The sequence below is a fragment of the Chlorobium ferrooxidans DSM 13031 genome (assembly GCF_000168715.1).
GTDB lineage: Bacteria > Bacteroidota > Chlorobiia > Chlorobiales > Chlorobiaceae > Chlorobium > Chlorobium ferrooxidans.
The window spans coordinates 55,341-78,889 of record NZ_AASE01000007.1 but is presented as its reverse complement, the minus strand read 5'-3'; the positions used below and the strand labels follow the sequence as shown (position 1 = coordinate 78,889).

Sequence of the window (23,549 nt, the reverse complement as noted above, 5' to 3'; positions counted from 1 at the left end):
TTAACTATCGGAGGGAGAGCAATGCGTAAACTTCTTGTCAGGCTGGTTGCTGTCATCATGGCAGTATGGGTGTCGTCGGTGATGCCATCTCTTTTGACTGCTGATCCTCTCCCCCCGGAGTTAAGGGTTGATTACGCAAATTTCAATACCATCTCTCTGGTATTGAAAAAATTCGGCTGGCTGGAAACGGAGTTTCAGAGTGACAATCTGCCTGTACGCTGGGTTTTCAGCGAGGGAAGCAACCAGGGAGTGGATTTTCTGGAAACAGGAGTAACAGATATTGCCTCTACATCTGCGATAGCCTCGGTGCTGAACAAGGCAAAGGGACGCAGGATCAAGGCGGTATACATCTTTTCACATCCGGAGTGGGCGGCCTTTCTTGTTACCCGGGATTCTCCAGTTAACAGCCTTCAGGATTTAAAAGGCAAAAAAATAGCGGCTACTCCGGGTACCGACTCCTACCTTTTCCTGCTGCGGGCATTGCATGACGCCGGTATAAGGCCAAGTGACGTTGTTATTGTGTCCAAGCCGCCAAAGGAGGGGCTTGAAGAGCTTCAGGTGAAGCGTGTAGCCGCGTGGGTGGGTTCAGATTATTATTGCTCTCAAAGCCAGCTGGAACGAGGATCACAGGAGATCTATACAAAAAGCGAGCTCCTTGGTTCAGGATATTTAACAGTTACCGAGTCATTTGCAGCAACATATCCCGATGTTGTTGCACGGGTTATCAAGGTCTATGAGAGTGCGCGCAAGTGGTCGATCCGCCACCCGGATGACCTTGCCGTTATCTGTTCAGACGCCTGGCAAGTCTCTCTGCCTGTTGCCAAACTGGTCGTAAGCCACATTGACTTATCCCGAGCCATTCCGGATACACAGGACATCCGGAATTTGAAGAAAATCGTGCCGGTTCTGATTGCTGAAAACCTGCTCAAAAAGAGTGCACAGCCAGCTGCTTTGGTTGATGATCTGATTGATACCAGTTTTGCCGCAAAACTGATCAATCAAGCGCTCATTAATTGAACGATTTCGGTTTTCGGGCGTTAATCTGATCATGGTAACGCCCGAATTCAACCCGAACCTCTTTCAAAAGATGCTCAATCATTCTCCCGTTCCCTGCTGCTCCGATGGCATTTTACACAGTTCTGATAGTTATAGATGCCCTCTTCACGATGCTCTGCGGCTATCCTGGATGGTGAGTGCTCATGGCAGTTATAGCAGGTATACTTTTTGTAGTTGCCTGATTCGGGATGGCAGGTGGCACAGCTTGCCCTGTGGTCACTGTCGAGCACAAAATATTTGTTGTGATTGAATGTTGCCGGTTTCCATCTTTTTGTGCTGTGGCATGAAGAGCAGTTCGCCTGTGATGAGCGGTGCATCGTGTCATTCGGCTGGTCGCTCTTGTGGCATGATATGCACGTTTTACCGTTTGTTCCGCTCACCCTGCTGTGGTTAAAGGTAGCCGGTTTCCACTTTTTGGTGGTGTGGCATTCCGAACAACCCGCAGTGTATTTCCGATGCAGATCGTCATTCGGTCTGTCGCTCTTGTGGCATGAGATGCACTGACCGGCAGTTCCGCTGCCGGCCTTGCCGTGACTGAAGGTAGCCGGTTTCCATTTACCGGTTGTATGGCACACTCCGCAGTTTGCCTGTGAAGAGCGGTGCAGATTGTCATTCGGCTTGTCAGATCGGTGGCATGAGATGCACAGGTTTCTGTCCGCAGCACTCAGTCTGTTGTGAGAGAAGGTAGCCGGCTCCCATTTACCGGTTGTATGGCATGCTCCGCAATTTTCAGGCGACTGACGATGCAGTTTGTCGTTCGGCCGGTCACTCTTGTGGCAGGTAATGCACTGGTAGCCATTTTTAGCGTTCAGCTTGCTGTGGCTGAAGGTTGCGGGTTTCCATTTTCTCGTGCCATGGCATTGTGCACAACCAAGATTCATGGTGCGGTGCAGATTATTATCGGGCTTGTCGCTTTTATGGCACTCTATGCACTGTGAGGCAAATACCGTGTTCAGCATGCGATGATCGAATATTGCCGGTTTCCAGTGCTTTTTGCCATGGCACTCCGCACAATTGCCTTTTGTATAGCGATGCCGGATATCGTCCGGTTTGTCAGTTCTGTGACAGGCGATACAGTTTTTCAGCAGCAAAGGAGATATCTCTTCATGCCTGAACGGTTTAAAGGCTTTGGCGGCATTTTTCCCCTTGTGATCGGTATGGCACTCATTGCACGAAGCGGGATTAAGTCCCTTGTGAAAAAGAACCTTGCTGCTGTCCGGAGGGAGCAGTTTGCCGGCTACGTTTTTAACGCTGATATCGTTCTGTTTGTGACAGCTTATGCACTGCACGGCTCTGGCCCCGCGAAACGGTGTGTGACAGCTCAGGCACTCTCTGTTGAGCGTCTGATGGCCTCGCATCAGAGGGCCGGGAGTAATCAGCACCTCGGGGAATGCTACAACAAGAGCGCCGAGAATAATGGCTGTAGCGATAAAAACAAAAAGTGGTTTCAACGGTTTACCTCCAGTTCCAGAAGAAAAATATGGTAAGGATATGGGTCAGGGTCAGTGCGATCAGAAAAGAGACCATCGGCATATGCACGGTCCGCCATTTCTCAAGTGTTTTTACCGTCAGGGTATCCCAGTACTGCCGCTGCTCAATGTTTTCTTCAACATCACCACTGATCCCGAGTTGCTGCATTTTAGCCTTCACCTCTTCCTTGACCTTTTTAAGCAGATGTTGCCCGACATGGCCGCTTGCCGTCACGATCATCATGAGTGTCGTTGCCGTCCATGGTATAATGGCATTGAAGTGAACGCCTGAATGGACAAGAATCATCAGTGTGCCGATCCATCCGGAATGACAGTGAAGCTTAAGAAAAAACTTCATGGGGCCATTCTGGATCAGCTTCTTTTTTCGCACAGAATAGATAAATGAAAAGGCAAGAGAGAGGGTGCCGGCAATTCCGAGATATCTGCCTATCCAGACCAGATTCAGGGCATGCAGAAGAGAGTCAAGCGCTATGGCTGCCAGAATCAGCAGCAGGTAAGAGATCGTGAGTGGTATGGTGCGTTGTACAAGAACTGATTTCCACATTATTCTGTAGCGTTAATCAAGAATGACTGTTTGTTTCCTGGCTGTTATATTTCGCCTGCTTTTGGTATCTGGAACGTCAGCGTGAAGGTCGTTCCTCTGTTTTTTTCACTGACCAGTGTTACCATGATATTCTGCAGGTCGGCAAGTTTTTTTACAATCGACAGTCCAAGGCCGAATCCTCCCGTGCTTGAGCTTCTCGACTCGTCAACCCGGTAAAAGCGTTCAAAGACCGCGTGCAGTTTCTCTTCCGGGATTCCGATCCCCTGATCGGTTACGGTACAGAGTATGGTATTATCTTTTTGTTCTGTACCGAGCGTTATCGAAGAGCCCTCGGGAGAGTATTTGATGGCATTGGTGAGAATATTCTCGAAAATCATATCAAGCATTGCCGGATCAGCTGCGACTTTTATGTTGTCAAGCAGATCAGCTGTGATTGAAATATTTTTTTCATATGCAGATGGCTGAATTCTGGCTATTACATCCTCAAGGTGAGGGGTAAGCATGAGCAGCTCTATATTGGGTTTCATCTTGCTGCTCTCGTTTCTGGCGAGCATAAGAAGCTGGTCGATGAGTCTTGCCATGCGGTTTAACTCCATCAGGCAGAAGTGAATTCGGCTCTCGTAGTGCTCCCGCTCTCTGGGTTTCCGGATTAGCACTTCAAGCGTTCCTTTTACGGCAGCCAAAGGTGTTTTCAATTCATGTGAAGCGTCAGAGGTAAACTGTTTTTCACGCTGGAATGCATCCTGCATCCGGTCAAGCAGGGCATTGATGGTTGAGGACAATCGGTACAACTCGTCATGATGATAGGGCAGCACAATTCGCTCATGCAGATTCGACTGCGTCATCTTTTCTGCGGTTTCAATAATCTTTTCGACAGGGCGAATGCTTTTTCCGGCAATCAAGCGAGTGAGAGCAAAGAGCGTGAGAATAATGACGGGAAAGGCAAAGAGAAAAATGTTCTGCAGGTCGTGCAGCACTCGCAGGGCGTTTTTAAGCGGGAGTGCTACAATCAGGTATCCTTCAGTGGTACCGTCAAGATTCACCAGCGGCACCTGTGCCTGGCGTACCAATGAACTTCCGAAACTGGTATTGAAATAGTCTGTGCCTTTCCGGTTCGGATCGAATGAAAGAACGCACCAGGACAAGGTTTTTGATTTATTGAGAACCTCCCCCTTTGTGTCGACTATCTGAATAAATTCGGTATCAAGATTTGTATTCTCATTACTGCTTTTATTCTTCCCGTCATCGGCATCATCTTCGTTTTCTTCGTTCATGAGATTGTCATGGTCATTGGTGTCAAGGTTCCGGATGCTTTCAAAATCCTTTACAATGGCATAACCCTTGAAATGATAGGTGGAGACATTCGCATCCGAGAGTACTTCCAGAATCTCTTTTTTGATTTCGTCATCAAATTGTTTGTAGACGATACTCTCAACCGTGAAGTAGATGATCATAAACACGATGGCAATCAAAAATCCTGTCGCTGCGGTATAATAGAACGCAATACGGTTGCGCAGACTGAACTCCGGTACTTTTTTCAGGGAGCCGGGTCTTTTATTCCGGTTGGATTGAATTGAGGTGCTCATGGCTTTTGATCAGGATTCCCGCACGATATAACCGACTCCGCGAATGGTTTGAATAATGTTGCCGCATCCTGCACTCTCCAGTTTGCGGCGCAGAAAGGTGATATAGACATCGATGACCGAGGTATCGGAATCGAAATGGATATCCCAGACATGCTCGATAATGCGGCTTCTTGTACAAACCCGGTCCTTGTTACGGATCAGGTATTCAAGCAGGGCGAACTCTTTCGGCGTCAGTGTCAGTTCGGTTGAGCCGGAGAATACCTGATGCGTTACCGGATTGATACTCAGGCTTCCGACACTCAACGACTCTTCTACCCGGTTTGTCGTTCTGAGCTGCACCCTGATGCGGGCCAGCAGCTCTTCAAACTCAAAAGGCTTTTTAATGTAGTCATTGGCTCCGGCATCAAGACCGAATACAACATCCTCAAGGGTATCTTTAGCGGTCAGAAAGAGGATGGGAACGGTGCTTCCTCCTTTTCGGACCTGACGGCATACCTCTATGCCGCTCAGGGCGGGGATCATCCAGTCGATGATGAGCAGGTCATACTCGTTGGTCATGGCCATATCGAGGCCGGTTTTGCCATCATGGGCAAGATCAACGGCAAAATACTCCTCTTCAAGTCCGTCCTTGAGAAATCTGGCTATTCCAGGCTCATCTTCAATGATAAGAAGTCTCATAAGTTTTAATATTGTTAGTCGCGTGTACCATTTTTCTGACTGGAAGCTTCTAATAGTGAAGCAAGCACTTCGTTTTCGTTTTTGCTGTTGTCGCGAGCGATCTCCTCAATCGTTAATGCCGGATTCTTTACAACAATACCGTTTTTTACCAGTTTTTCAATCAGGAGACCGGGAGAGGTTTTCAGAACGAGGGCAACGGTGTTCAGTGATGATGTTTCAAGTGCCTTTGCTGCATTCCTGCCGGCTTGTTCTTTTCCACCCTCTTTTTCATCTTCACCGAACAGAGGAAGAAGGGAGGCTATGGTGACAAGAAGCGCTGTGGCTATGATGGCTATTGCCGGTTTCTTAGAGAAATATCCGGTGAATTGTTTCCAGTTGGAGAGAAGATGCAGAAGAACTCCGCCGACAAGGAGCCAGCTCAGCCACTTGTGGACATCCTCAACCATTCCGATTTCAATGTCAAAAAAGATCAAAAGACCGGTAACTGCTGAAATGGTAAATGCTCCGGAGGCAAGGGGTGTTGCCCAGGATTTCATGGACGCTTTCATCGTATCAGACAGATGTGTAGTTGAGTGAACAATCAGTTTCAAGTGTACCAATGTAGGCCGGTGATTCTTAAAGAAGTCTATGGCAAAACTTAAATTTAACTTAAAAAAACGGTTACTGTTGTTTATCCCCATTCAGAACGAACTGCTCCTGAAATGAGTTGAGTGGAGGTGAGCAGAAGTTTACGGTTTTATGTTTTTGCTCACAGGAGAGCAGTTGACTCCGCGAAGTTGTTTATGACATCAACCTGTAGCGTTTCATTCTATGCATTTTGATTGTGATGCACTCTGTGTCCAGGAAGGTACGAACGTTAATCTCAGCGCGCTTCCGACGCTTGTCAAACCGCTCTACAGCTCCAGAGAAGAGTATAAGGAGATGCTTGCCCTGCAGGTTGAGCATCTTCGAAAACTTCAGAATGTTCATTATGCTGACAACCGTTTTTCCCTGCTTCTGATTTTTCAGGCAATGGATGCAGCCGGCAAGGATAGTATTATCCGGCATGTCATGACGGGAGTAAATCCCCAGGGGTGTCAGGTGTTCAGTTTCAAGCACCCCTCCGCAGAAGAGCTTGAACATGATTTTCTCTGGAGAAGCAATCGTTGTCTGCCCGAGCGGGGCCATATAGGGATATTCAACCGTTCCTATTACGAAGAGGTGCTCATTGTGCGGGTTCATCCTGAAATTCTCTCAGCAGAGGGGATCGCAGATGAGGTTATCAGCGGAGGAAAAATCTGGGAGCACCGGTACCGGTCAATAGTTGATATGGAAACGCATCTCTACCGAAACGGGACAAGGATTGTCAAGTTTTTTCTTCATCTCTCAAAAGCTGAGCAGCGAAAGCGCTTTCTCAGCCGGATAGATGCTCCGGAAAAGAACTGGAAGCTCAGTATGGCCGACATTGAGGAGAGGAAGTACTGGGACGGGTATATGAAAGCCTATGAGGCATGTCTTGGAGCCACCAGCACAAAACATGCCCCCTGGTATGTTGTTCCGGCTGATGACAAGGAAAATGCCCGGCTGATTGTTTCCAGGGTCATTCTTGATACGCTGGAATCCCTTGATTTATCCTATCCACTATCCAGCGAATCTCGACAGAAGGAGTTGCTCGATATTCGCGAACAGCTCAAAGCGGAGGAGGATGTGTGAATTCCGGGCCTCAGGTTGATCCTCAAAATTGATCTGCAAGCTGTTCAGCTTCCCCTTTCAGAGCCTTACGGCAATGCCTCTTTCATGGAGGTACTCCTTTGCTTCACGGATTGAGTGCTGGCGGAAGTGGAAGATAGAGGCTGCCAGTGCCGCATCGGCGTGGCCTTTGGTAAACCCGTCATAGAGATGTTCAAGGCTTCCGGCACCACCGGATGCGATGACCGGTATATGTACCGAGGTAGAGACCCGTGCGAGTATCTCATTATCATAACCCTCTTTGGTGCCATCACGGTCCATGCTGGTAAGCAGAATCTCACCGGCGCCGAGTTCCTGGACTTGTTGCGCCCATTCAAGTGCTTCAAGACCAACCGGATTTTTACCGGAATGGGTATGGACGATGTACTCCGTGCCTATTTTTTTAATATCAATAGCAACAACAACGGCCTGTGACCCGTATTTCTCGGCGATCCGCGTGATCAGTTCCGGATCGTTGACTGCGGCAGTGTTTACCGAGACCTTGTCCGCTCCGTGAAGAAATACCTCCCTGGCGCGTTCTACGGAGTTGATGCCACCGCCAACGGTAAGCGGAATAAAGATTTCACCGGAAACTTTCAGTACCTCTTCAAGTGTTGTTCTGCGTGATTCGAGTGATGCTGAAATATCAAGAAACACCAGTTCGTCAGCCAGTTCATTATTATAGAACCTGGCCTGTTCAAGGATGGAACCGGCATCTCTCAATCCTTCAAAATTAATTCCTTTGACAACCCTGCCGTCCCGAACGTCGAGACAGGGTATAATCCGCTTGGCTAACATGGTTCTCTTGCTGAGTGCTGTTGTTGAAACTGTGACACAAGAAAACTATAAAGATTGAACTCTTCAACAATATTTTAATGATTATATTTCCGCACACTAAACCCGGAAGCAAAAAAAGATGGAGAAGTAATGAAATTTCCTGTTTGTGAATACGCTCAGTCAGAGGAGGGGTTTTACTCTCAGTGCGCATCATGTCCTATCGATTCGGCATCTTCAGGCTGTGCACTTGATGAACTTGAAGATGGCAACTATCTCTTTGAAGGTCAGACTCCTCACGGAGGAGTAAAGGCGCTGTTTTTATTTAAAAATAATGAAGGCGACAAGGTGCGAAAGCGGGATGCCGTTCATGTGGAGATCCATGAGTTTGATCATGAGGAGCAGCTTATTGCGGTTCTTTACGGCATGGTTGACCCCCAGGGGATGATCTACCTGAAAAAATCGGGACCTGAAAGAGCGCACAGTCAGGAAAATATCCAGTAATCCGGTATCCAACTCATGCCCTTAAATAAACTTTATTTTGACGGTGGTGAAGAGATCCGCGACCTTACCATTGTTGGCGGAGGACCTACCGGCATTTTTGCCGCATTCCAGTGCGGAATGAACAATATAAGCTGTCGTATTATTGAAAGTATGCCGCTTCTTGGAGGGCAGCTTGCCGCCCTCTATCCCGAAAAACATATTTATGATGTAGCCGGGTTTCAGGAAGTTCCTGCAGCGGGACTTGTCGAGAGCTTGTGGAAGCAGACTGAACGTTATCATCCGGAAGTCATTCTTGGTGAGACGGTCACCCGGTACAGGAAACTTGCCGATGGAACATTTGAAGTAACGGTTGGATCAGGCAGGGTCTTTTTGTCAAGGGCTCTTTTGATTGCTGCAGGTCTCGGTGCTTTCTCTCCACGCAAGCTGCCTCAGTTGCATGATATTGATCATCTTGAAGGCTCATCGGTATTTTATGCGGTCAAAAATGTCAGTGACTTTGCCGGTAAAAGGGTTGTGATTGTCGGGGGTGGCGATTCTGCGCTTGACTGGACAGTCGGCCTCCTGAACACTGCGCACTCCGTCACACTGGTGCACCGGATGCCTGACTTTCAGGGTCACGGGAAGACGGCAAGGGAGGTACTTGAGGCAAGGGAAGAGGGACGGGTTGATGTCTATCTGAACACCGAGGTTACGGCTGTTGATAGCGAGAACGACCAGCTTACTGCAGTTCATGTCCGGACAAAGGGCGGGAAAACCCATATCCTTGAAGCTGATTGCCTGCTTCTTCTGATTGGCTTCAAGTCCAATCTCGGGCCGCTTGCCGAATGGGATCTTGAGCTTATGGACAATGCGCTGGTTGTTGACAGTCATATGAAGACCTCCATTGACGGCCTTTATGCCGCCGGAGATATTGCCTATTACCCCGGCAAGCTGAAAATTATTCAGACCGGGTTGAGTGATGCGGCCATGGCTGTGCGTCACAGTCTTACCTATATAAAACCGGGCGAAAAGATCCGCCACACCTTCAGCAGTGTGAAAGCCGCAAAGGAAAAGAAGAATGCCCCTGAAAATGGATGAATCCGTTTTTCCGATAGAGTCGCCCTTTCACTCCTGGATGCTGGCCATCCGTCCGAAAACACTTCCGGCTGGTGCGGTGCCGGTTCTGCTTGGCTCGGCACTTGCGGCTGCTGACGGCCGGTTTCAACTCCTTCCGGCTCTTGTTGCGCTCATCTGTGCTCTCGGCATTCAGGTGGCGACCAATTTCATCAATGAGATCTATGACTTTCGCAAGGGAGCTGATACGGCTGAACGACTCGGTCCGACAAGGACTGTGGCCGCAGGGCTTATCAGCGAGAAAACCATGATACGGGTCTCTCTCTCTCTTGTTCTTGTTGTATTTCTGCTTGGTCTTTTCCTGGTTTATACAGCCGGATGGCCGATACTGGTGATCGGTTTATTCTCTCTGCTGTTTGCCTGGGGCTATACCGGAGGCCCGTATCCGATAGCCTATTCAGGTCTCGGCGACCTCTTTGTTTTTATTTTTTTCGGGCTTGTCGCGGTTGGCGGTACCTACTATGTCCAGTCGCATGAGCTTGCCATGCCGGTACTGCTTGCCGCAGTAGCTCCGGGAGTTTTCTCGGTCAATATTCTTCTGGTCAACAATATCCGCGATATTGATACTGACCGCAAGGTTGGCAAAATGACGCTTCCTGCCCGTATAGGTGCCGTTTACGCACGTCGTCTCTATGTTACGCTAACCGTTATAGCCTATCTTGTTCCTTTGTTACTCTATCTGGAAGGGTACTCTCTTTTTGGTCTCCTCTCATGGCTCTCACTGCCGCTGGCCTTCCGCATGAAGAGGGAGCTCTACAGGAGCGAGGGGAGGGAGCTGAACCATGTACTGGCAGGTACCGGAAAGCTGATGACGCTTTTCGGTATTCTGCTTTCCCTTGGTATTCTCATTCAATACTAACTCCTCGTTCAGTCATGCATTCCGAAACCGTAACCATAGCACTTGTACAGGCCCGCGCAGATAGTGATCCCTCTGCAAATCTTGCGAATGCATGCCTGCAAATAAGGGAGGCTGCGGCAAAGGGCGCGAGGATAATCTGTTTGCAGGAGCTCTTCACAACGCGCTATTTCTGCCAGACAGAGGCGTATGAACCGTTTGGCTTTGCTGAATCGATTCCCGGTCCTTCAACACTGGTTCTGCAGGAGCTTGCCCGTGAGCTTGAGGTTGTTCTTGTTGCCTCACTCTTTGAGAAGAGAGCCCGGGGACTCTATCACAACACCGCAGCGGTGATTGATGCTGATGGAAGTTATCTCGGCAAGTACAGAAAGATGCATATTCCTGATGATCCCGGATTTTACGAGAAGTTTTATTTTACTCCCGGCGATCTGGGTTACAAGGTCTTTAAAACCCGATATGCTACAATCGGTGTTCTGATCTGCTGGGATCAATGGTACCCTGAAGCGGCAAGGCTTACGGCACTCAAGGGTGCGGAGATTATTTTTTATCCTACAGCCATAGGATGGGCGGCTGATGAAGAGTCGGAAGCGGTGCGCCGTTCGCAGCAGGCGGCATGGAAAACCATGCAGCTGAGTCATGCCGTGGCCAATGGCGTTTTTGTTGCAGCGGCTAACCGGGTTGGAACGGAAGGTGATCTGGAGTTCTGGGGCAACAGCTTTGTCTGTGATCCCTTTGGGCAGATCATTGAGGAAGCGGCTCATCAGGATGAAACCATTCTCTTTGCCGAGTGTGACCGCAGCAGGATAGGATTTTACCGTTCGCACTGGCCTTTTCTGCGTGACCGCAGAATTGAAACCTATGGAGAACTTCAGAGCCGGTACCTTGAGGAGTGACCGGGCGGGCTTGCATGAACTACTATTTCTCTCTTATCTGACATTATGAACATATTCGCTACGGTTGTATTTTTTGCGCTGCTCACGACTTTTCTGCTTAAACTTGTTTCCGAACTGCTCAATCTCAAAGCATCGGAAGCGCCGGTTCCCCAGGAATTTACCGGCCTGTTTGATGAGGAGGCAAGCCGAAAATCAAGGGAGTATCTTCGAGCCACAACGACGCTCTCTTTATGCAGCGCGGCCTTTGATCTTGCCCTTCTCCTCCTCTTCTGGTTCAGCCGGGGATTCAATCTGCTCGACAACCTTCTGAGGGGTTTCGGATATGATGCGGTTGTTACCGGAGTGCTCTATATCGGCATACTGCTTCTCGTGCAGTCACTCCTTGATCTGCCGTTCAGTATCTACAGAACATTTGTTATTGAGGAGAAATTCGGCTTTAATAAGACCACTCCATCCGTTTTTGCGGCTGATCTTTTTAAAACCCTGCTGCTTGCCCTTCTTCTCGGGACCCCTCTTCTCTATGCTGTGCTCTGGTTTTTTGAGACGACAGGCCCCCTTGCCTGGCTCTGGGCCTGGTGCGGCGTGACAGTGCTCTCCCTCCTGCTCCAGTATGTGGCACCAACATGGATCATGCCACTTTTCAACAAGTTTGTTCCGCTTGAAGAGGGTGAACTCAAGCGTGCTATCATGCACTATGCCGAAACAGTGCATTTCCCGCTTGCCGGAATTTATGTTATTGACGGGTCCCGCCGGTCAGCCAAAGCAAATGCTTTTTTTACCGGTTTCGGTAAACGAAAGAGAATAGCCCTTTTCGATACGCTTATTTCAGGGCATCCGGTTGATGAACTGGTTGCTGTGCTTGCCCACGAAATAGGACATTTCAAGAAAAAACATATTATCATCAGCATGGTGCTTAGCATCGTCAATCTTGGCGCGCTTTTTTTTCTGCTCTCGCTTTTCATGAATAACCGCCAGCTTTTTGATGCGTTTTTCATGACCAATCTCTCCGTGTATGGAAGTCTGATTTTTTTTATGCTGCTGTACACTCCGGTGGAGCTGATACTCTCTGTTTTTTTGCAGGTTCTTTCAAGAAAACATGAGTATGAGGCTGATTTTTATGCGGTTTCGACGTTTGATAAAGGTGTGACTCTCGGTGATGCACTCAGAAATCTCTCCCGAAGCAATCTTTCAAATCTTACACCGCACCCCTTCTATGTATTTCTGAACTATTCACATCCTCCGGTTGTCGAGCGTATCAGGCGTATCAGAGCGCATGCGGCTGCTCTTCAGTCAACCTCCCTGAACTGATTATCTCTTATGGCTGATCCGACCTATTATATGCCTCCCGAGTGGGCTTTTCATAAAGCGACCTGGCTCTCCTGGCCTCACCGGCTTGAGTCATGGCCGGGAAAGTTTGAACCGGTACCCGCCGTGTTTGTTGAGATTGCTTCATGGTTGAGCTCTTCCGAAGAGGTGCATATCAATGTGCTCGATGAAGCAATGGAGCGGGAGGTGCTTGAACTGCTTCGGAACTCACGTCATGAGCAGCTTCGTCTGGATCGTGTTTTTCTGCACAGGATTCCGACCAATGATGCATGGTGCAGGGATCACGGGCCGAACTTCGTCTTCCGCGAGAGCGGATTTCGTACCGAGAAAGTTATTCTCGACTGGGAGTACAACGCCTGGGGGGGGAAGTATGAACCCTATGATGATGACAATGCGGTGCCGGAACGGATTGCCTTCCAGGAGCAGCTTCCGCTGGTTTCAACCGGTATTGTGCTGGAGGGGGGATCTATTGATGTCAATGGCAAGGGTCTGCTGCTGACTACCGAAGCGTGTCTGTTGAATCCAAACCGGAATCCGTTGATGAGCCGAGCCGATATCGAGCGGGAGCTCGGCAACTATCTCGGCATACAAAAAGTACTCTGGCTTGGCGATGGAATTGCCGGAGATGATACCGATGGCCATGTTGACGATATGGCACGGTTTGTCAATGAGAATACCGTGGTGATCGCCGTAGAGGATGACCCGGCTGACCTGAATTACGAACCGCTCCAGGAGAACTACCGGTTGCTGCAGAGTTTTACGGATATTGAGGGTAACCCTCTTCAGGTCGTGAAACTTCCCATGCCCTCTCCGGTCTTTTTTGACGGGGAGCGCCTTCCTGCCAGCTATGCTAATTTTTATATCGCCAACAGTGTGGTGCTTGTGCCGACCTATCGCTGTTCACGCGACGCCTCAGCCATTGAGCTGCTGCAGAACTGTTTTCCCGGCAGGCGGGTTGTCGGGATTGATTGTTTTGATCTGGTATGGGGACTGGGGGCGATTCACTGCATTACCCATGAAGAGCCGGCGTTGCCGGTGTAGCTGTAGCCTTTGTACTTTGCAAAAAAAGCGGCCCGGAGCCGCTTTTTTTGTTCATCAGAATATAGCATTTCCCGAAGGTGCTCTTCAGGCGAGGAGAGCGGCAAGGCTGTTACAGTTCTCCTTGACCTCGGCTGCGGATTTCTGGAGAGCTTCGAGTTCGCTCGGGGAGAGGTTGATCTCAAGAATCTGCTCAACGCCGTTTTTGCCGAGTTTGACCGGTACACCGCAGTATACATTATCAATGCCGTACTGGCCTTCAAGCGCTGTGGTACAGGGAAGAATCCGCTTGCGATCCTTGACAATAGCCTCAATCATCTCCACGGCAGAAGCTGCCGGTGCATAGAAAGCCGAACCGGTTTTCAACAGGTTGACAATTTCGATGCCACCGTTTCGTGTGCGTTCAACAATCGCGTCAATTTTATCCTGGGGAAGCAGTTCGGTCAGAGGGATACCTGCAACATTGGTATATTTTACGACAGGAACCATGGAGTCACCGTGACCGCCAAGCACAAAGGCATTGATATCCTGCATCGAAACATTCAGCGCTTCAGCAATAAAGCTTCTGAAACGGGCGGCATCAAGAACGCCGGCCATACCGATAACACGCTCTTTGGGTAGTCCGCTGGTTTTTCTGGCAACATAGGTCATGACATCAAGAGGGTTTGACACCATGATGATGATCGGGTTCCTGGAGTATTTCATCACCTGGATGGTCACGTCACGGATGATCGCGGCATTTTTATTCAGAAGATCTTCGCGAGTCATTCCCGGCTTTCTTGCAAGACCGGCAGTAATAAGAATAATATCAGAATCGGCTGAATCTTTATAGTCATTTGATCCGATAACGCAGGTGTCGAAAAGTGCTACGGCGCCTGACTCATACATGTCAAGAGCTTTGCCCTGCGGGATACCTTCCACGATGTCAATCAGTACGACTTCTTTTGCGAGTTGTTTTTCTGCAATGCGAAGTGCCGCTGTAGCCCCGACATTTCCGGCTCCGATAACGGTGATTTTCATAAAGAATCAATGATTTAAAGGTGTAAAGGAAGAGATGCTGAATGATGTTTATGCTCCGAAGATCGAGCAATCAGGTTGAGCATAAAAAAAGCCGCCTTGAAGAAAAAGACGGCTTTTAAATATAAGCTTATTTTGCAGCAAGCAAAATCAGCAGGGGATGATGTTGACCTGTTTTTTGTTGTTCCTTCCGTTGCGGAAGGTGACAACGCCGTCAACAAGTGCAAATATGGTATGATCCCTGCCTAATCCGGCATTTGAGCCTGCATTGATAACAGTTCCTCTCTGGCGGACAATGATTGTGCCAGCACTGACCGTTGAGCCGCCGGCAGCTTTTACGCCGAGATATTTAGGATTACTGTCGCGTCCGTTTTTGGTTGAACCGCCACCCTTTTTATGTGCCATGGGAAAAAGAAATTAACGTTAAAAATCCTGAACTGTTTTCTTAGATAGAAATAACTTCAATCTGGGTCATCTGCTGACGGTGACCGTTTCTTGACTGGTAGCGTTTTCTGCGTTTTTTCTTGAAAACAATAACCTTGTCATCCTTGACATGATCAAGAACCTTGGCCTGAATGCTGCCTGCAGGATTCAGATTAGTATTGATACCGTCAATCTCAGCCATGGTTTTGATTTCCATGGTATCGCCGATTGCGGCTTGTTGTTTGGGCACAAAGAGCTTGTCGCCCTGTTTTACCAGAAATTGTTTATCGGAAATCTTGATCAACGCCTGCATCTTGCTCGTATTTTAGTGATAAAGGACTGAAATATAGTATTAATTCCCTCATATTCAAACATGAGCAGCGCTAAAATCCATATATCCTGCGACACTTTCTGAAGGTCCTGCTTTCTCCGGCAGAGTGCCCGTTTTCAGGAGTCTGGATGAGGTCGCCGGCAGGAACTTCAAGCGCTGAACAGGAGAGTATTTCCCTTTTCTGAAAGAGGTTGTTGTCGTTTGTTTATTTAGATGCGCTGAAGTAGCTTCTTCTTTTCGAGAGCGGTATTGTTTTGGCTGGTAACCGGGTAACTATTCAATCGTCGATGGGTTCTCTATGAGCAAAGAAAAGGGTACACAGAAAGAGCACTCTCCCATGATGCGCCAGTATCTGGAGGTCAAGGAGCGGTACCCTGAATTTCTGCTGCTTTTCCGGGTAGGGGACTTTTACGAAACCTTTTTTGAGGATGCCCGTCTGGTTTCCGGTGCACTCAATATTGTACTGACAAAGCGCTCCAACGGCTCGTCGGCTGAAGTGCCTATGGCAGGTTTTCCCCACCATGCCAGTGAGGGCTATATTGCCAAACTGGTCAAGAAAGGGTTCAAGGTTGCGGTGTGTGACCAGGTTGAAGACCCGGCAGAGGCAAAGGGGATTGTCCGCCGGGAAATCACCGATATTGTCACCCCCGGCATCACCTTCAGCGACAAGATACTTGATGACCGGCACAACAACTATCTCTGTGCCGTGGCCTTTCTCAGGGAGGGCCGCGCAACTATCGCCGGAGTTGCCTTTATTGATGTGACCACCGCTGAGTTCAGCATTGCCTCCATGGAGCCTGAGGGAGTCAGGGAGTTTCTGCTTTCACTCCATCCATCCGAAATTCTCATTTCCGCCTCAGAGCGCGCCCGGTTTGAGCAGCTGAAACAATCCTGTTCACAGGAGCTGCTCATTACCGAGCTTGATGCCTGGATGTTCGGTGAAGAACAGACCGGTGAGGTGCTTTCACGCCACTTCAAAACCCACTCCCTTAAAGGGTTCGGTATTGAGGGGAACCGTGCAGGCCGTGTTGCTGCAGGAGTTATTCTCCAGTATCTCGAAGAGACCCGGCAGAACCGCCTGCACTATATCACCCGGATCAGCGAGCTGCATGGCGATGATCATATGACGCTCGACTTGCAGACAAAGCGTAATCTTGAGATCATCTCCTCCATGCAGGACGGTACGCTCAACGGCAGTCTGCTCCAGGTGATGGACCATACCTGCAACCCCATGGGGGCGCGACTCATCCGCCGGTGGCTGCAGCGACCGCTGAGAAAAATTGAGGATATCCAGCTCCGGCTCGATGCGGTTGAGGAGTTGACCGGGTGCAGGGAGATGCGGGAAGGGCTTGGTGAAAAGCTTTCAGCCATCAATGATCTGGAGCGTTCACTTGCGCGGATTGCCACCTTTCGCACCATGCCGAGAGAGGTTCGACAACTTGGCATTTCGCTTGCCATTATTCCCTCACTTCAGGAGCTGCTTCAGGAGGCGGCAAGCGCAAGGCTTCGCTCCCTTGCTGCCAGACTGAATCCGCTGCCCGAACTTGCCCGGCGCATTGAAGAGGCCATAGATCCCGAATCCGGAGCTTCCATGCGGGACGGGGGGTATATCAGGAGCGGTTTTCACGCGGAGCTTGATGATCTCCGCTCCATCTCTTCGACGGCCAAGGATCGCCTTATGGAGATTCAGCAGCAGGAGCGCCTCAACACCTCGATCTCCTCGCTCAAGGTACAGTTCAACAAGGTATTCGGCTACTACATCGAAATAAGCCGTGCCAACAGCGACAAGGTGCCACCCTATTATGAGAAAAAGCAGACCCTTGTCAATGCCGAACGCTACACCATACCGGCCCTGAAGGAGTATGAGGAGAAGATTCTCAATGCCGAAGAGAAAAGCTTTGCGCTTGAGGCCCGTCTCTTTCACGACCTTTGTGCTGAAGTGGCAGGGCAGGCTTCCCTGATTCAAACCAATGCCTCGGTCATTGCCGAGCTTGATGCACTCTTTTCGTTTGCCTTAGCTGCCGTTCAGTACGGTTACTGTAAACCGGAAATGAGTGATCACCGCAATCTTGAGATCATCAATGGACGCCACCCGGTGCTTGAGCGGATCATGAGCGATGATGAACCCTATGTGCAGAACGACTGTCTGTTTGATGAAAAACAGAAGATGCTCATCATCACCGGCCCCAACATGGCCGGAAAAAGCTCCTTTCTCCGGCAGACCGGCCTCATCGTCCTGCTGGCGCAGGCGGGCAGTTTTGTGCCTGCCGAACGTGCTGAAATCGGTCTTGTTGACCGGATATTTACCAGAGTCGGCGCTTCGGACAATCTTGCCTCGGGGGAGAGCACCTTTCTTGTCGAGATGAATGAAGCGGCCAGCATTCTTAACAATGCCACAGCAACAAGTCTGCTTCTGCTTGACGAGATCGGTCGAGGTACCAGCACCTTTGACGGCATGTCGATTGCCTGGTCGATGAGCGAGTATATCGCTCACGCAATCGGCGCCAGAACGCTCTTTGCGACCCACTACCATGAGCTTGCCGAGCTTGAAAACCGGATTCCCGGAGTTGTAAACTATAATGCAACGGTTGTGGAGACCGCTGACCGGGTGATTTTTCTGCGCAAGATTGTTCGGGGCTCCACCGATAACAGCTACGGTATCGAGGTGGCAAAAATGGCCGGGATGCCGGCGGAAGTTATTGTGCGGGCAAGGGAGATTCTTGCCGGAATGGAGAAACGTGATATCGAGATTCCACTTGACCGCCCGCCGACGGTGAAAAGCATGCAGATCAGTCTTTTTGAAGAGTCCGACTCGCGGCTCCGCAGGGCGCTTGAGATGCTTGATCTTGACCGGCTCACTCCGATTGAAGGGCTGCTTGAACTGCAGAAGCTCCAGGATCTGGCACGCTCAAGCGGAGGCTTTTGATGAAGGATAGCGGTGGAGTTGAGAAAAAGGTACTGCTGATTTTCATCCAGGCCGACAGCGGTGTTGACGGAGCCTCATTGCTCGACAGCGCTACCGTAAAACAGAGTTTTTTAAGTTCGCTCAAGGAGCGTGCGCTCAGCAATATCATCCGCAGGGCACAGTTCGCCATTCCTCCGCTTTCGCTGATGATTCTCAGTTCACAGCAGGTTGAGGGAGTCAGCCAGACCATCTGTGACTTGCGCTTCGAGCAGCTTCCGCTTGATCAGCACTGGGATCTGGCAGGCATCAGTGTTCAGACCGGCGCGGTGAAACCCGCCTTTGATCTTGCCCGTCATCTTCGCTCAAAAGGGATCAAGGTGGTGCTTGGCGGACCATACGTGACTATTTTTCCTGAAAATTGCCGCAGTCATGCCGATGCAATTGTGATTGGAGAGGCTGACGAGATCTGGCGGGAGGTTCAGGAGGATCTTCGACGCGGAGCACTGAAGCCGGAGTACCGCGTTGAAACTTTTCCCGATCTTTCAGCGGAGCGCACCGTAAGCAAAAGCGCGCTTGATATCCGGAGCTACTTTACCACCAATGTGGTGCAGACCACGAGAGGGTGCCCCTACAGCTGTGACTTCTGCAATGTGCATGTCATGAACGGTCACCGCCTCCGTCACCGTCGTGTTCGTGATGTGCTCAGGGAGGTCGAACTCTTTCTCAAAGAGGACAAGCGGATCTTTTTCTTTCTTGACGACACCGTCAACGCTGACGAGGCCTATGCCCATGAACTTTTCACCGGGCTCATTCCTTTCGGGATAAAATGGGTGGGTCAGGCGACCACTGCGCTCGGTGAGCAGCCGAAGCTGCTTGAGGCCTTTGCCCGTTCAGGGTGCGGAGCCCTGCTTGTCGGCATCGAGAGCATTGAGGATGGCAGCAACCATGCCCATAAAAAATTTCACAACCCGGCCATGCGTCAGGTTGAGTGCATTCAAAATATCCGAAAAGCGGGTATCTGTGTATACGGCAGCTTTATCTACGGTCTTGACGGCGATACCCTCGGGCTGCCCGACAGGATAGAGGCCTTTATTGAGGAGACCGGTATTGATGTGCCCGGTATCAACCTTCTGCGGCCGATTCCCGGAACCGGTGTTTTTGATCGTCTGGCCAATGAAGGACGGCTCCTGCACGCAAGGGATGATCACGATGCTTTCAGATTCTCATGGGGTCAGGAGATGCTCTACAAGCCTTTGCGAATTTCTCTTGAAGAGTTCATTCCAAGCTATACCTCACTCACCAAACGGGTTTTCACGGTAGAGAACGCCATCAAACGGGCCATACGTGCTCCCCAGCTCCGCTCAGCCGTGCTCATGTTCAATCTCCTCTATGTCCACATGTACGGCCTCTCCCGTAAAGACCTCCACCGTCAGTTGCGCGAGCTTGAGTCCTGATGAATAGCATCATAAAAGAATCCTTCTCATTCTGCTTTTGATTTTTGAACATCTCGACGTTGTGTAACAGTTCTGATAGCCCCCTTTCTTCAGGCCGAATATCGTACTATATTAGGATTGAAGAAGCAACGAACAGGGGAAGCGATGCATATTACTAACGACATCAAACCGGTCACCTATCTCAAGGCAAAAGCTGCTGATCTCCTCGATCAGATCAACGAGACGCATCGTCCGGTGATTATTACCCAGAATGGCGAGCCGCGAGCTGTTCTTCAGGACCCGAAAAGCTATGAAGAGATGCGCAATGCTCTCGGATTGCTGAAACTGCTGGCCCAGGGTGAAGAGGATGTCCGAAAAGGTAACATACGACCGCAAGAGGAGGTATTCAGCGATCTTGAACGTTTGTTAAGAGAGCAGACACCATGAGTGTAGTCTATAAGGTTTTATGGACTCACGCTGCTGAAAGGGATCTCGGAGATATTACAGCTTTTATTGCGAGTGACAATCCACAGAATGCTTTGCATGTTCTGGAAAAAATCAGAAACAAAGCGGCATCGTTATATAGCTTGCCCGAGCGAGGCCGAATAGTTCCGGAACTTCATTCGAATGGTATTTTTATCTATCGGGAGCTGATTATCTCTCCGTGGAGGCTGTTGTACCGGATTGCTGAGAGCAACGTTTATGTCATGGCGCTCCTTGACGGCCGCCGTAATGTTGAAGATATTCTGCTGAACCGTCTCGTTCAGTTGTAACTGCTTTTACTCAAATGCCCGGGAAATATCATCGCAACGGTTTTTAAAGAATAATTTTTACCTGTGAAACAAAAGACAATTATGCTGCTCGGCAGCGGGGAGCTGGGAAAGGAGTTTGTTATTGCCGTCAAGCGTTTGGGGCACCATGTGATTGCCGTTGACAGCTACAACGATGCTCCGGCGCAGCAGGTGGCAGACGGGCGGGAGGTGATCGACATGCTTGATGGTCTCGCGCTGGATGCTATTGTTGCCAGACACCAGCCCGACTTGATCGTGCCGGAAATAGAGGCGATCCGGACCGAGCGCTTTTACGACTATGAAAAAGAGGGAATACAGGTTGTTCCGTCAGCCCGTGCTGCCAACTTTACCATGAACCGGAAAGCCATTCGTGATCTTGCCGCAAAAGAGCTTGGACTTCGTACGGCAAACTATCGTTATGCAGCGTCGCTTGAAGAGCTGCATGCAGCAGTGGGGGAGGTGGGGATTCCCTGTGTGGTCAAGCCGCTGATGAGCTCGTCGGGCAAGGGGCAGTCAACCGTGAAAAGTGAAGCTGATATTGAAAAAGCCTGGAGCTATTCGCAGAGCGGCAAACGCGGAGATATAGCTGAAGTGATAGTGGAGGCCTTTGTGCAGTTCCATACTGAAATAACGCTGCTTACTGTTACGCAAAAAAACGGGGTGACGCTTTTCTGTCCCCCGATAGGTCACCGTCAGGAGCGGGGTGACTATCAGGAGAGCTGGCAGCCCTGCATGATCAGTGATGCCCATCTGAAAGAGGCTGAGGAGATAGCAGAAAAGGTTACCCGTTCGCTGACAGGTGCCGGGATCTGGGGAGTGGAGTTTTTTCTCGCTGATGAGGGGATCTATTTTTCCGAACTCTCCCCCCGTCCGCACGATACCGGTATGGTTACACTTGCCGGTACGCAAAACCTTTCGGAGTTTGAACTGCATGCGAGGGCTGTCCTCGGTCTGCCGATACCGGAAATCATCCTGTTGAAGGCGGGCGCCAGTGCGGTTGTATTGGCCGACAGGGCGGGCACGAATCCTTACTACACCGGAGTTGAGGATGCCCTCGGAGAGCCCGGCAGCGACATCCGGATTTTCGGAAAACCTGCAACCCGCCCTTACCGGAGAATGGCAGTGACGCTGGCCTCTGATCAGTTGGGGAGCGATGTTGATGCCCTGAAAGCAAAGGCGATAGCCAATGCCGCAAAGGTGAAGGTGCTCAACACGGAATTGTGAATTGAGAGGATTAGACGACCAATGGAGATAATCCTGTTTCCATGGATGTTTTACCGGGAGAATAAATCTGCAGGGGCAATCCGTTGTGGTTGCCCGGTATTCTACGAAATCGAGAGAATCTCCTCTTCGAGCAGCTGCTGGTTGTAGAGTTCGGCGTAGAGGTGGTTCTCTTCGAGAAGCTCTGCATGGGTGCCGCTCTCGGCAATCATGCCATCCTTTAGCACAATGATCCGGTCGCAGTTTTTAACGGTGGAAATCCGGTGGCTGATGAGGAGGATCGTGGTATCCGGGAGGCGCTCCAGCAGGGCTTCGAAAAGCCGGGCTTCCGTATCGGTATCAACAGCGGAGAGGGCATCGTCAAGCACCAGAAGCTGCGGTTTCCAGGCAATGGCTCTGGCTATACAGGCACGCTGTTTCTGCCCCCCTGAAAGGTTGATCCCTTTTTCACCAAGCATGGTTTCGAATCCGTCAGGGAACTCCTCAACATCATCATAGAGCATCGCTATGCGGCTTGCCGCGATGACCTCACTCGCATCATTTTCCCGGCTTCCCCAGTTGATATTGTTTTCAATGGTGTCGGAAAAGAGGAAGTTCACCTGGGGAACAAAGCCGATGAGTTCTCTCAGGGTTTTGAGCGGCAGCGTCCGGATATCCCGTCCGTCAAGCAGGATGGTACCCTCATCAGGCTCGTAGAGGCGCGGTATCAGATTGACGAGCGTACTCTTGCCCGAGCCGGTTGCGCCTACAATGGCTACTTTTGATCCGGCAGCAATGTCGAGAGAGATGTTTTTCAGAACCGGACGTTTCTCCTGGCCGGGGTAGTGAAACCGCACATTCCGGAATGAGAGTGCCCCTTTGAACTCCTCTTCGGAGTTGATGTCACTGCTGTTTTCTTCGATTTCGGGCTCTATGCTAAAAATCTCATCAAGTCGGACCTGAGCTGATGCAGCTCTCTGGACAATACTGGTGACCCATCCGATCGAGATAATCGGCCAGCTCAGCATGGAAACATAAACGATAAATTGTGCGATTCCTCCGACCGTCATACTGCCCTCAATGACACTCACTCCTCCGACCCACACAACCGGCAGCAGTGAGAACGCGGTAAGCGAGGTGAGAAAAGCAAAAAAGAGTGCCTGAAGTTTTCCGAGTGAAAGGTTTTTGCTGTAGTATTCTTTGTTGAGTTTTTGAAACCGCTCTATCTCGAAAGATTCACGGGTATAGCTTTTTACAACCCTGATTCCTGAAAGATTCTCCTGGATAAGATTGGTAATGGCTCCATAGCTCTCCTGAATGCTTTTTGAGCGTTTCTGCATGGAACTGCCGATTCTGTAGACTGAATAACTGAGAAGCGGCGCGGGAAGCAGAGCAAAAAAGGTCAGTTTCGGAGAGAGTGCAATCATGGCTACGAGTGCAAAAAAGAGCCGGAAAAAGGTGTTGAGGGAGTACATGATGCCGGGTCCGAGAAACTCCCGGACGGCATTCAGGTCGTTGGTGCCTCTTGAGATGAGTTCCCCGGTACTGGTCGTGTTGTAAAATTTCCGGGGGAGTTTCTGCAGATGATTGAAATAGTCGTTTTTAAGGTCAAATTCAATCTCTCTTGAGATGACAATAATGTTCTGGCGCACCAGAAAGAGAAAAAAACCGCTGAGCAATGCAAAGAGAAAATAGAGAGCCGTATCACCAAGTACATGCTCAAGCTCGAAGCGCCGGTTCATGGTGTCGATGGCCATGCCGATATATTTCGGTCCGATGACAGCGAAAAGATTGGTCAGGATGACGTAGAAAAAACCCGCCAGCAGGTTTTTTTTATACCGGAGCAGGTAGGGTTTAAGGCTGAGTAGATTTTTCATCCGTCAT

Annotated in this window: 23 protein-coding genes; 13 read left to right on the top strand and 10 right to left on the bottom strand. The window is 49.9% G+C overall.

Annotated elements, in window-relative coordinates; genetic code table 11:
- Positions 1–21: 21 nt before the first annotated feature.
- Entirely contained in the window at positions 22–1,017 is a 996-nt protein-coding gene (locus tag CFERDRAFT_RS05470) for an ABC transporter substrate-binding protein (RefSeq protein WP_006366217.1), read from the top strand.
- A 74-nt stretch (positions 1,018–1,091) separates the two neighbouring features.
- On the opposite strand, the gene CFERDRAFT_RS05465 is transcribed toward CFERDRAFT_RS05470, so the two are convergent.
- Genes CFERDRAFT_RS05465 through CFERDRAFT_RS05445 form a run of 5 tightly spaced genes read right to left on the bottom strand, consistent with a single transcriptional unit; the run spans position 1,092 to position 5,902 of the window.
- Positions 1,092–2,507, bottom strand: a complete 1,416-nt coding sequence (locus CFERDRAFT_RS05465) for a cytochrome c3 family protein (RefSeq protein WP_006366216.1) — start codon at positions 2,505–2,507, stop codon at positions 1,092–1,094.
- A 4-nt stretch (positions 2,508–2,511) separates the two neighbouring features.
- Entirely contained in the window at positions 2,512–3,090 is a 579-nt protein-coding gene (locus CFERDRAFT_RS05460) for a hypothetical protein (protein ID WP_006366215.1), read from the bottom strand.
- Positions 3,091–3,134: 44 nt separating this feature from the next.
- Entirely contained in the window at positions 3,135–4,676 is a 1,542-nt protein-coding gene (locus CFERDRAFT_RS05455; RefSeq protein WP_006366214.1) for a sensor histidine kinase, read from the bottom strand.
- A 9-nt stretch (positions 4,677–4,685) separates the two neighbouring features.
- Positions 4,686–5,354: a response regulator transcription factor gene (locus tag CFERDRAFT_RS05450; RefSeq protein WP_006366213.1), complete on the bottom strand. Its 669-nt coding sequence runs from the start codon at positions 5,352–5,354 to the stop codon at positions 4,686–4,688.
- A gap of 14 nt (positions 5,355–5,368) precedes the next feature.
- Complete coding sequence (locus tag CFERDRAFT_RS05445; RefSeq protein WP_040433236.1) at positions 5,369–5,902, bottom strand: DUF4405 domain-containing protein; 534 nt, start codon at positions 5,900–5,902, stop codon at positions 5,369–5,371.
- A gap of 262 nt (positions 5,903–6,164) precedes the next feature.
- On the opposite strand from CFERDRAFT_RS05445, the gene CFERDRAFT_RS05440 reads away from it, so the two are divergent.
- The gene (locus tag CFERDRAFT_RS05440; protein ID WP_006366211.1) at positions 6,165–7,046 is read left to right on the top strand and encodes an ADP-polyphosphate phosphotransferase; all 882 of its coding nucleotides are present in this window, start codon (positions 6,165–6,167) and stop codon (positions 7,044–7,046) included.
- Between the two features lie 57 nt (positions 7,047–7,103).
- Here CFERDRAFT_RS05440 and hisF read toward each other — a convergent pair whose 3' ends face one another.
- Entirely contained in the window at positions 7,104–7,859 is a 756-nt protein-coding gene (gene hisF / locus CFERDRAFT_RS05435) for an imidazole glycerol phosphate synthase subunit HisF (RefSeq protein ID WP_006366210.1), read from the bottom strand.
- Positions 7,860–7,988: 129 nt separating this feature from the next.
- Here hisF and CFERDRAFT_RS05430 point away from each other — a divergent pair, with 129 nt between their 5' ends.
- Genes CFERDRAFT_RS05430 through CFERDRAFT_RS05405 form a run of 6 tightly spaced genes read left to right on the top strand, consistent with a single transcriptional unit; the run spans position 7,989 to position 13,568 of the window.
- Entirely contained in the window at positions 7,989–8,339 is a 351-nt protein-coding gene (locus CFERDRAFT_RS05430) for a hypothetical protein (protein ID WP_006366209.1), read from the top strand.
- Between the two features lie 15 nt (positions 8,340–8,354).
- Complete coding sequence (locus CFERDRAFT_RS05425; RefSeq protein WP_006366208.1) at positions 8,355–9,416, top strand: NAD(P)/FAD-dependent oxidoreductase; 1,062 nt, start codon at positions 8,355–8,357, stop codon at positions 9,414–9,416.
- On the top strand, positions 9,409–10,311 hold the full coding sequence (locus tag CFERDRAFT_RS05420) for a 1,4-dihydroxy-2-naphthoate polyprenyltransferase (protein WP_040433235.1): 903 nt from the start codon (positions 9,409–9,411) through the stop codon (positions 10,309–10,311). The genes CFERDRAFT_RS05425 and CFERDRAFT_RS05420 overlap by 8 nt, the downstream gene beginning before the upstream one ends.
- Before the next feature lie 14 nt (positions 10,312–10,325).
- Positions 10,326–11,201: a carbon-nitrogen hydrolase gene (locus tag CFERDRAFT_RS05415; RefSeq protein WP_040433233.1), complete on the top strand. Its 876-nt coding sequence runs from the start codon at positions 10,326–10,328 to the stop codon at positions 11,199–11,201.
- Positions 11,202–11,246: 45 nt separating this feature from the next.
- On the top strand, positions 11,247–12,509 hold the full coding sequence (locus CFERDRAFT_RS05410) for a M48 family metallopeptidase (RefSeq protein WP_006366205.1): 1,263 nt from the start codon (positions 11,247–11,249) through the stop codon (positions 12,507–12,509).
- A gap of 9 nt (positions 12,510–12,518) precedes the next feature.
- Positions 12,519–13,568 (top strand): agmatine deiminase family protein, encoded by a 1,050-nt coding sequence (locus CFERDRAFT_RS05405; protein ID WP_006366204.1) that lies wholly within the window; start codon positions 12,519–12,521, stop codon positions 13,566–13,568.
- A gap of 84 nt (positions 13,569–13,652) precedes the next feature.
- Here CFERDRAFT_RS05405 and mdh read toward each other — a convergent pair whose 3' ends face one another.
- The 3 genes from mdh to rplU form a co-directional block, all read right to left on the bottom strand.
- On the bottom strand, positions 13,653–14,585 hold the full coding sequence (gene mdh / locus CFERDRAFT_RS05400) for a malate dehydrogenase (RefSeq protein WP_006366203.1): 933 nt from the start codon (positions 14,583–14,585) through the stop codon (positions 13,653–13,655).
- 147 nt (positions 14,586–14,732) lie between these two features.
- Complete coding sequence (gene rpmA / locus CFERDRAFT_RS05395; RefSeq protein WP_006366202.1) at positions 14,733–14,987, bottom strand: 50S ribosomal protein L27; 255 nt, start codon at positions 14,985–14,987, stop codon at positions 14,733–14,735.
- 40 nt (positions 14,988–15,027) lie between these two features.
- Positions 15,028–15,318, bottom strand: a complete 291-nt coding sequence (gene rplU, locus CFERDRAFT_RS05390) for a 50S ribosomal protein L21 (protein ID WP_006366201.1) — start codon at positions 15,316–15,318, stop codon at positions 15,028–15,030.
- Between the two features lie 316 nt (positions 15,319–15,634).
- Between rplU and mutS the strand changes: the two genes are divergently transcribed.
- The 5 genes from mutS to purT all read left to right on the top strand — a co-directional run bounded on the left by mutS (position 15,635) and on the right by purT (position 21,689).
- On the top strand, positions 15,635–18,262 hold the full coding sequence (gene mutS / locus CFERDRAFT_RS05385; protein ID WP_006366200.1) for a DNA mismatch repair protein MutS: 2,628 nt from the start codon (positions 15,635–15,637) through the stop codon (positions 18,260–18,262).
- Positions 18,262–19,695, top strand: coding sequence for a B12-binding domain-containing radical SAM protein (locus CFERDRAFT_RS05380; protein ID WP_006366199.1), 1,434 nt, complete (start codon positions 18,262–18,264; stop codon positions 19,693–19,695). Before mutS ends, CFERDRAFT_RS05380 begins: the two co-directional genes overlap by 1 nt.
- A 144-nt stretch (positions 19,696–19,839) precedes the next feature.
- Positions 19,840–20,121, top strand: a complete 282-nt coding sequence (locus CFERDRAFT_RS05375; RefSeq protein ID WP_006366198.1) for a type II toxin-antitoxin system Phd/YefM family antitoxin — start codon at positions 19,840–19,842, stop codon at positions 20,119–20,121.
- On the top strand, positions 20,118–20,447 hold the full coding sequence (locus CFERDRAFT_RS05370) for a type II toxin-antitoxin system RelE/ParE family toxin (RefSeq protein WP_006366242.1): 330 nt from the start codon (positions 20,118–20,120) through the stop codon (positions 20,445–20,447). The genes CFERDRAFT_RS05375 and CFERDRAFT_RS05370 overlap by 4 nt, the downstream gene beginning before the upstream one ends.
- Positions 20,448–20,510: 63 nt before the next feature.
- Positions 20,511–21,689, top strand: coding sequence for a formate-dependent phosphoribosylglycinamide formyltransferase (gene purT, locus CFERDRAFT_RS05365; RefSeq protein WP_269479151.1), 1,179 nt, complete (start codon positions 20,511–20,513; stop codon positions 21,687–21,689).
- A 101-nt stretch (positions 21,690–21,790) separates the two neighbouring features.
- On the opposite strand, the gene CFERDRAFT_RS05360 is transcribed toward purT, so the two are convergent.
- Positions 21,791–23,542 (bottom strand): ABC transporter ATP-binding protein, encoded by a 1,752-nt coding sequence (locus CFERDRAFT_RS05360; protein ID WP_006366196.1) that lies wholly within the window; start codon positions 23,540–23,542, stop codon positions 21,791–21,793.
- Positions 23,543–23,549: the final 7 nt, after the last annotated feature.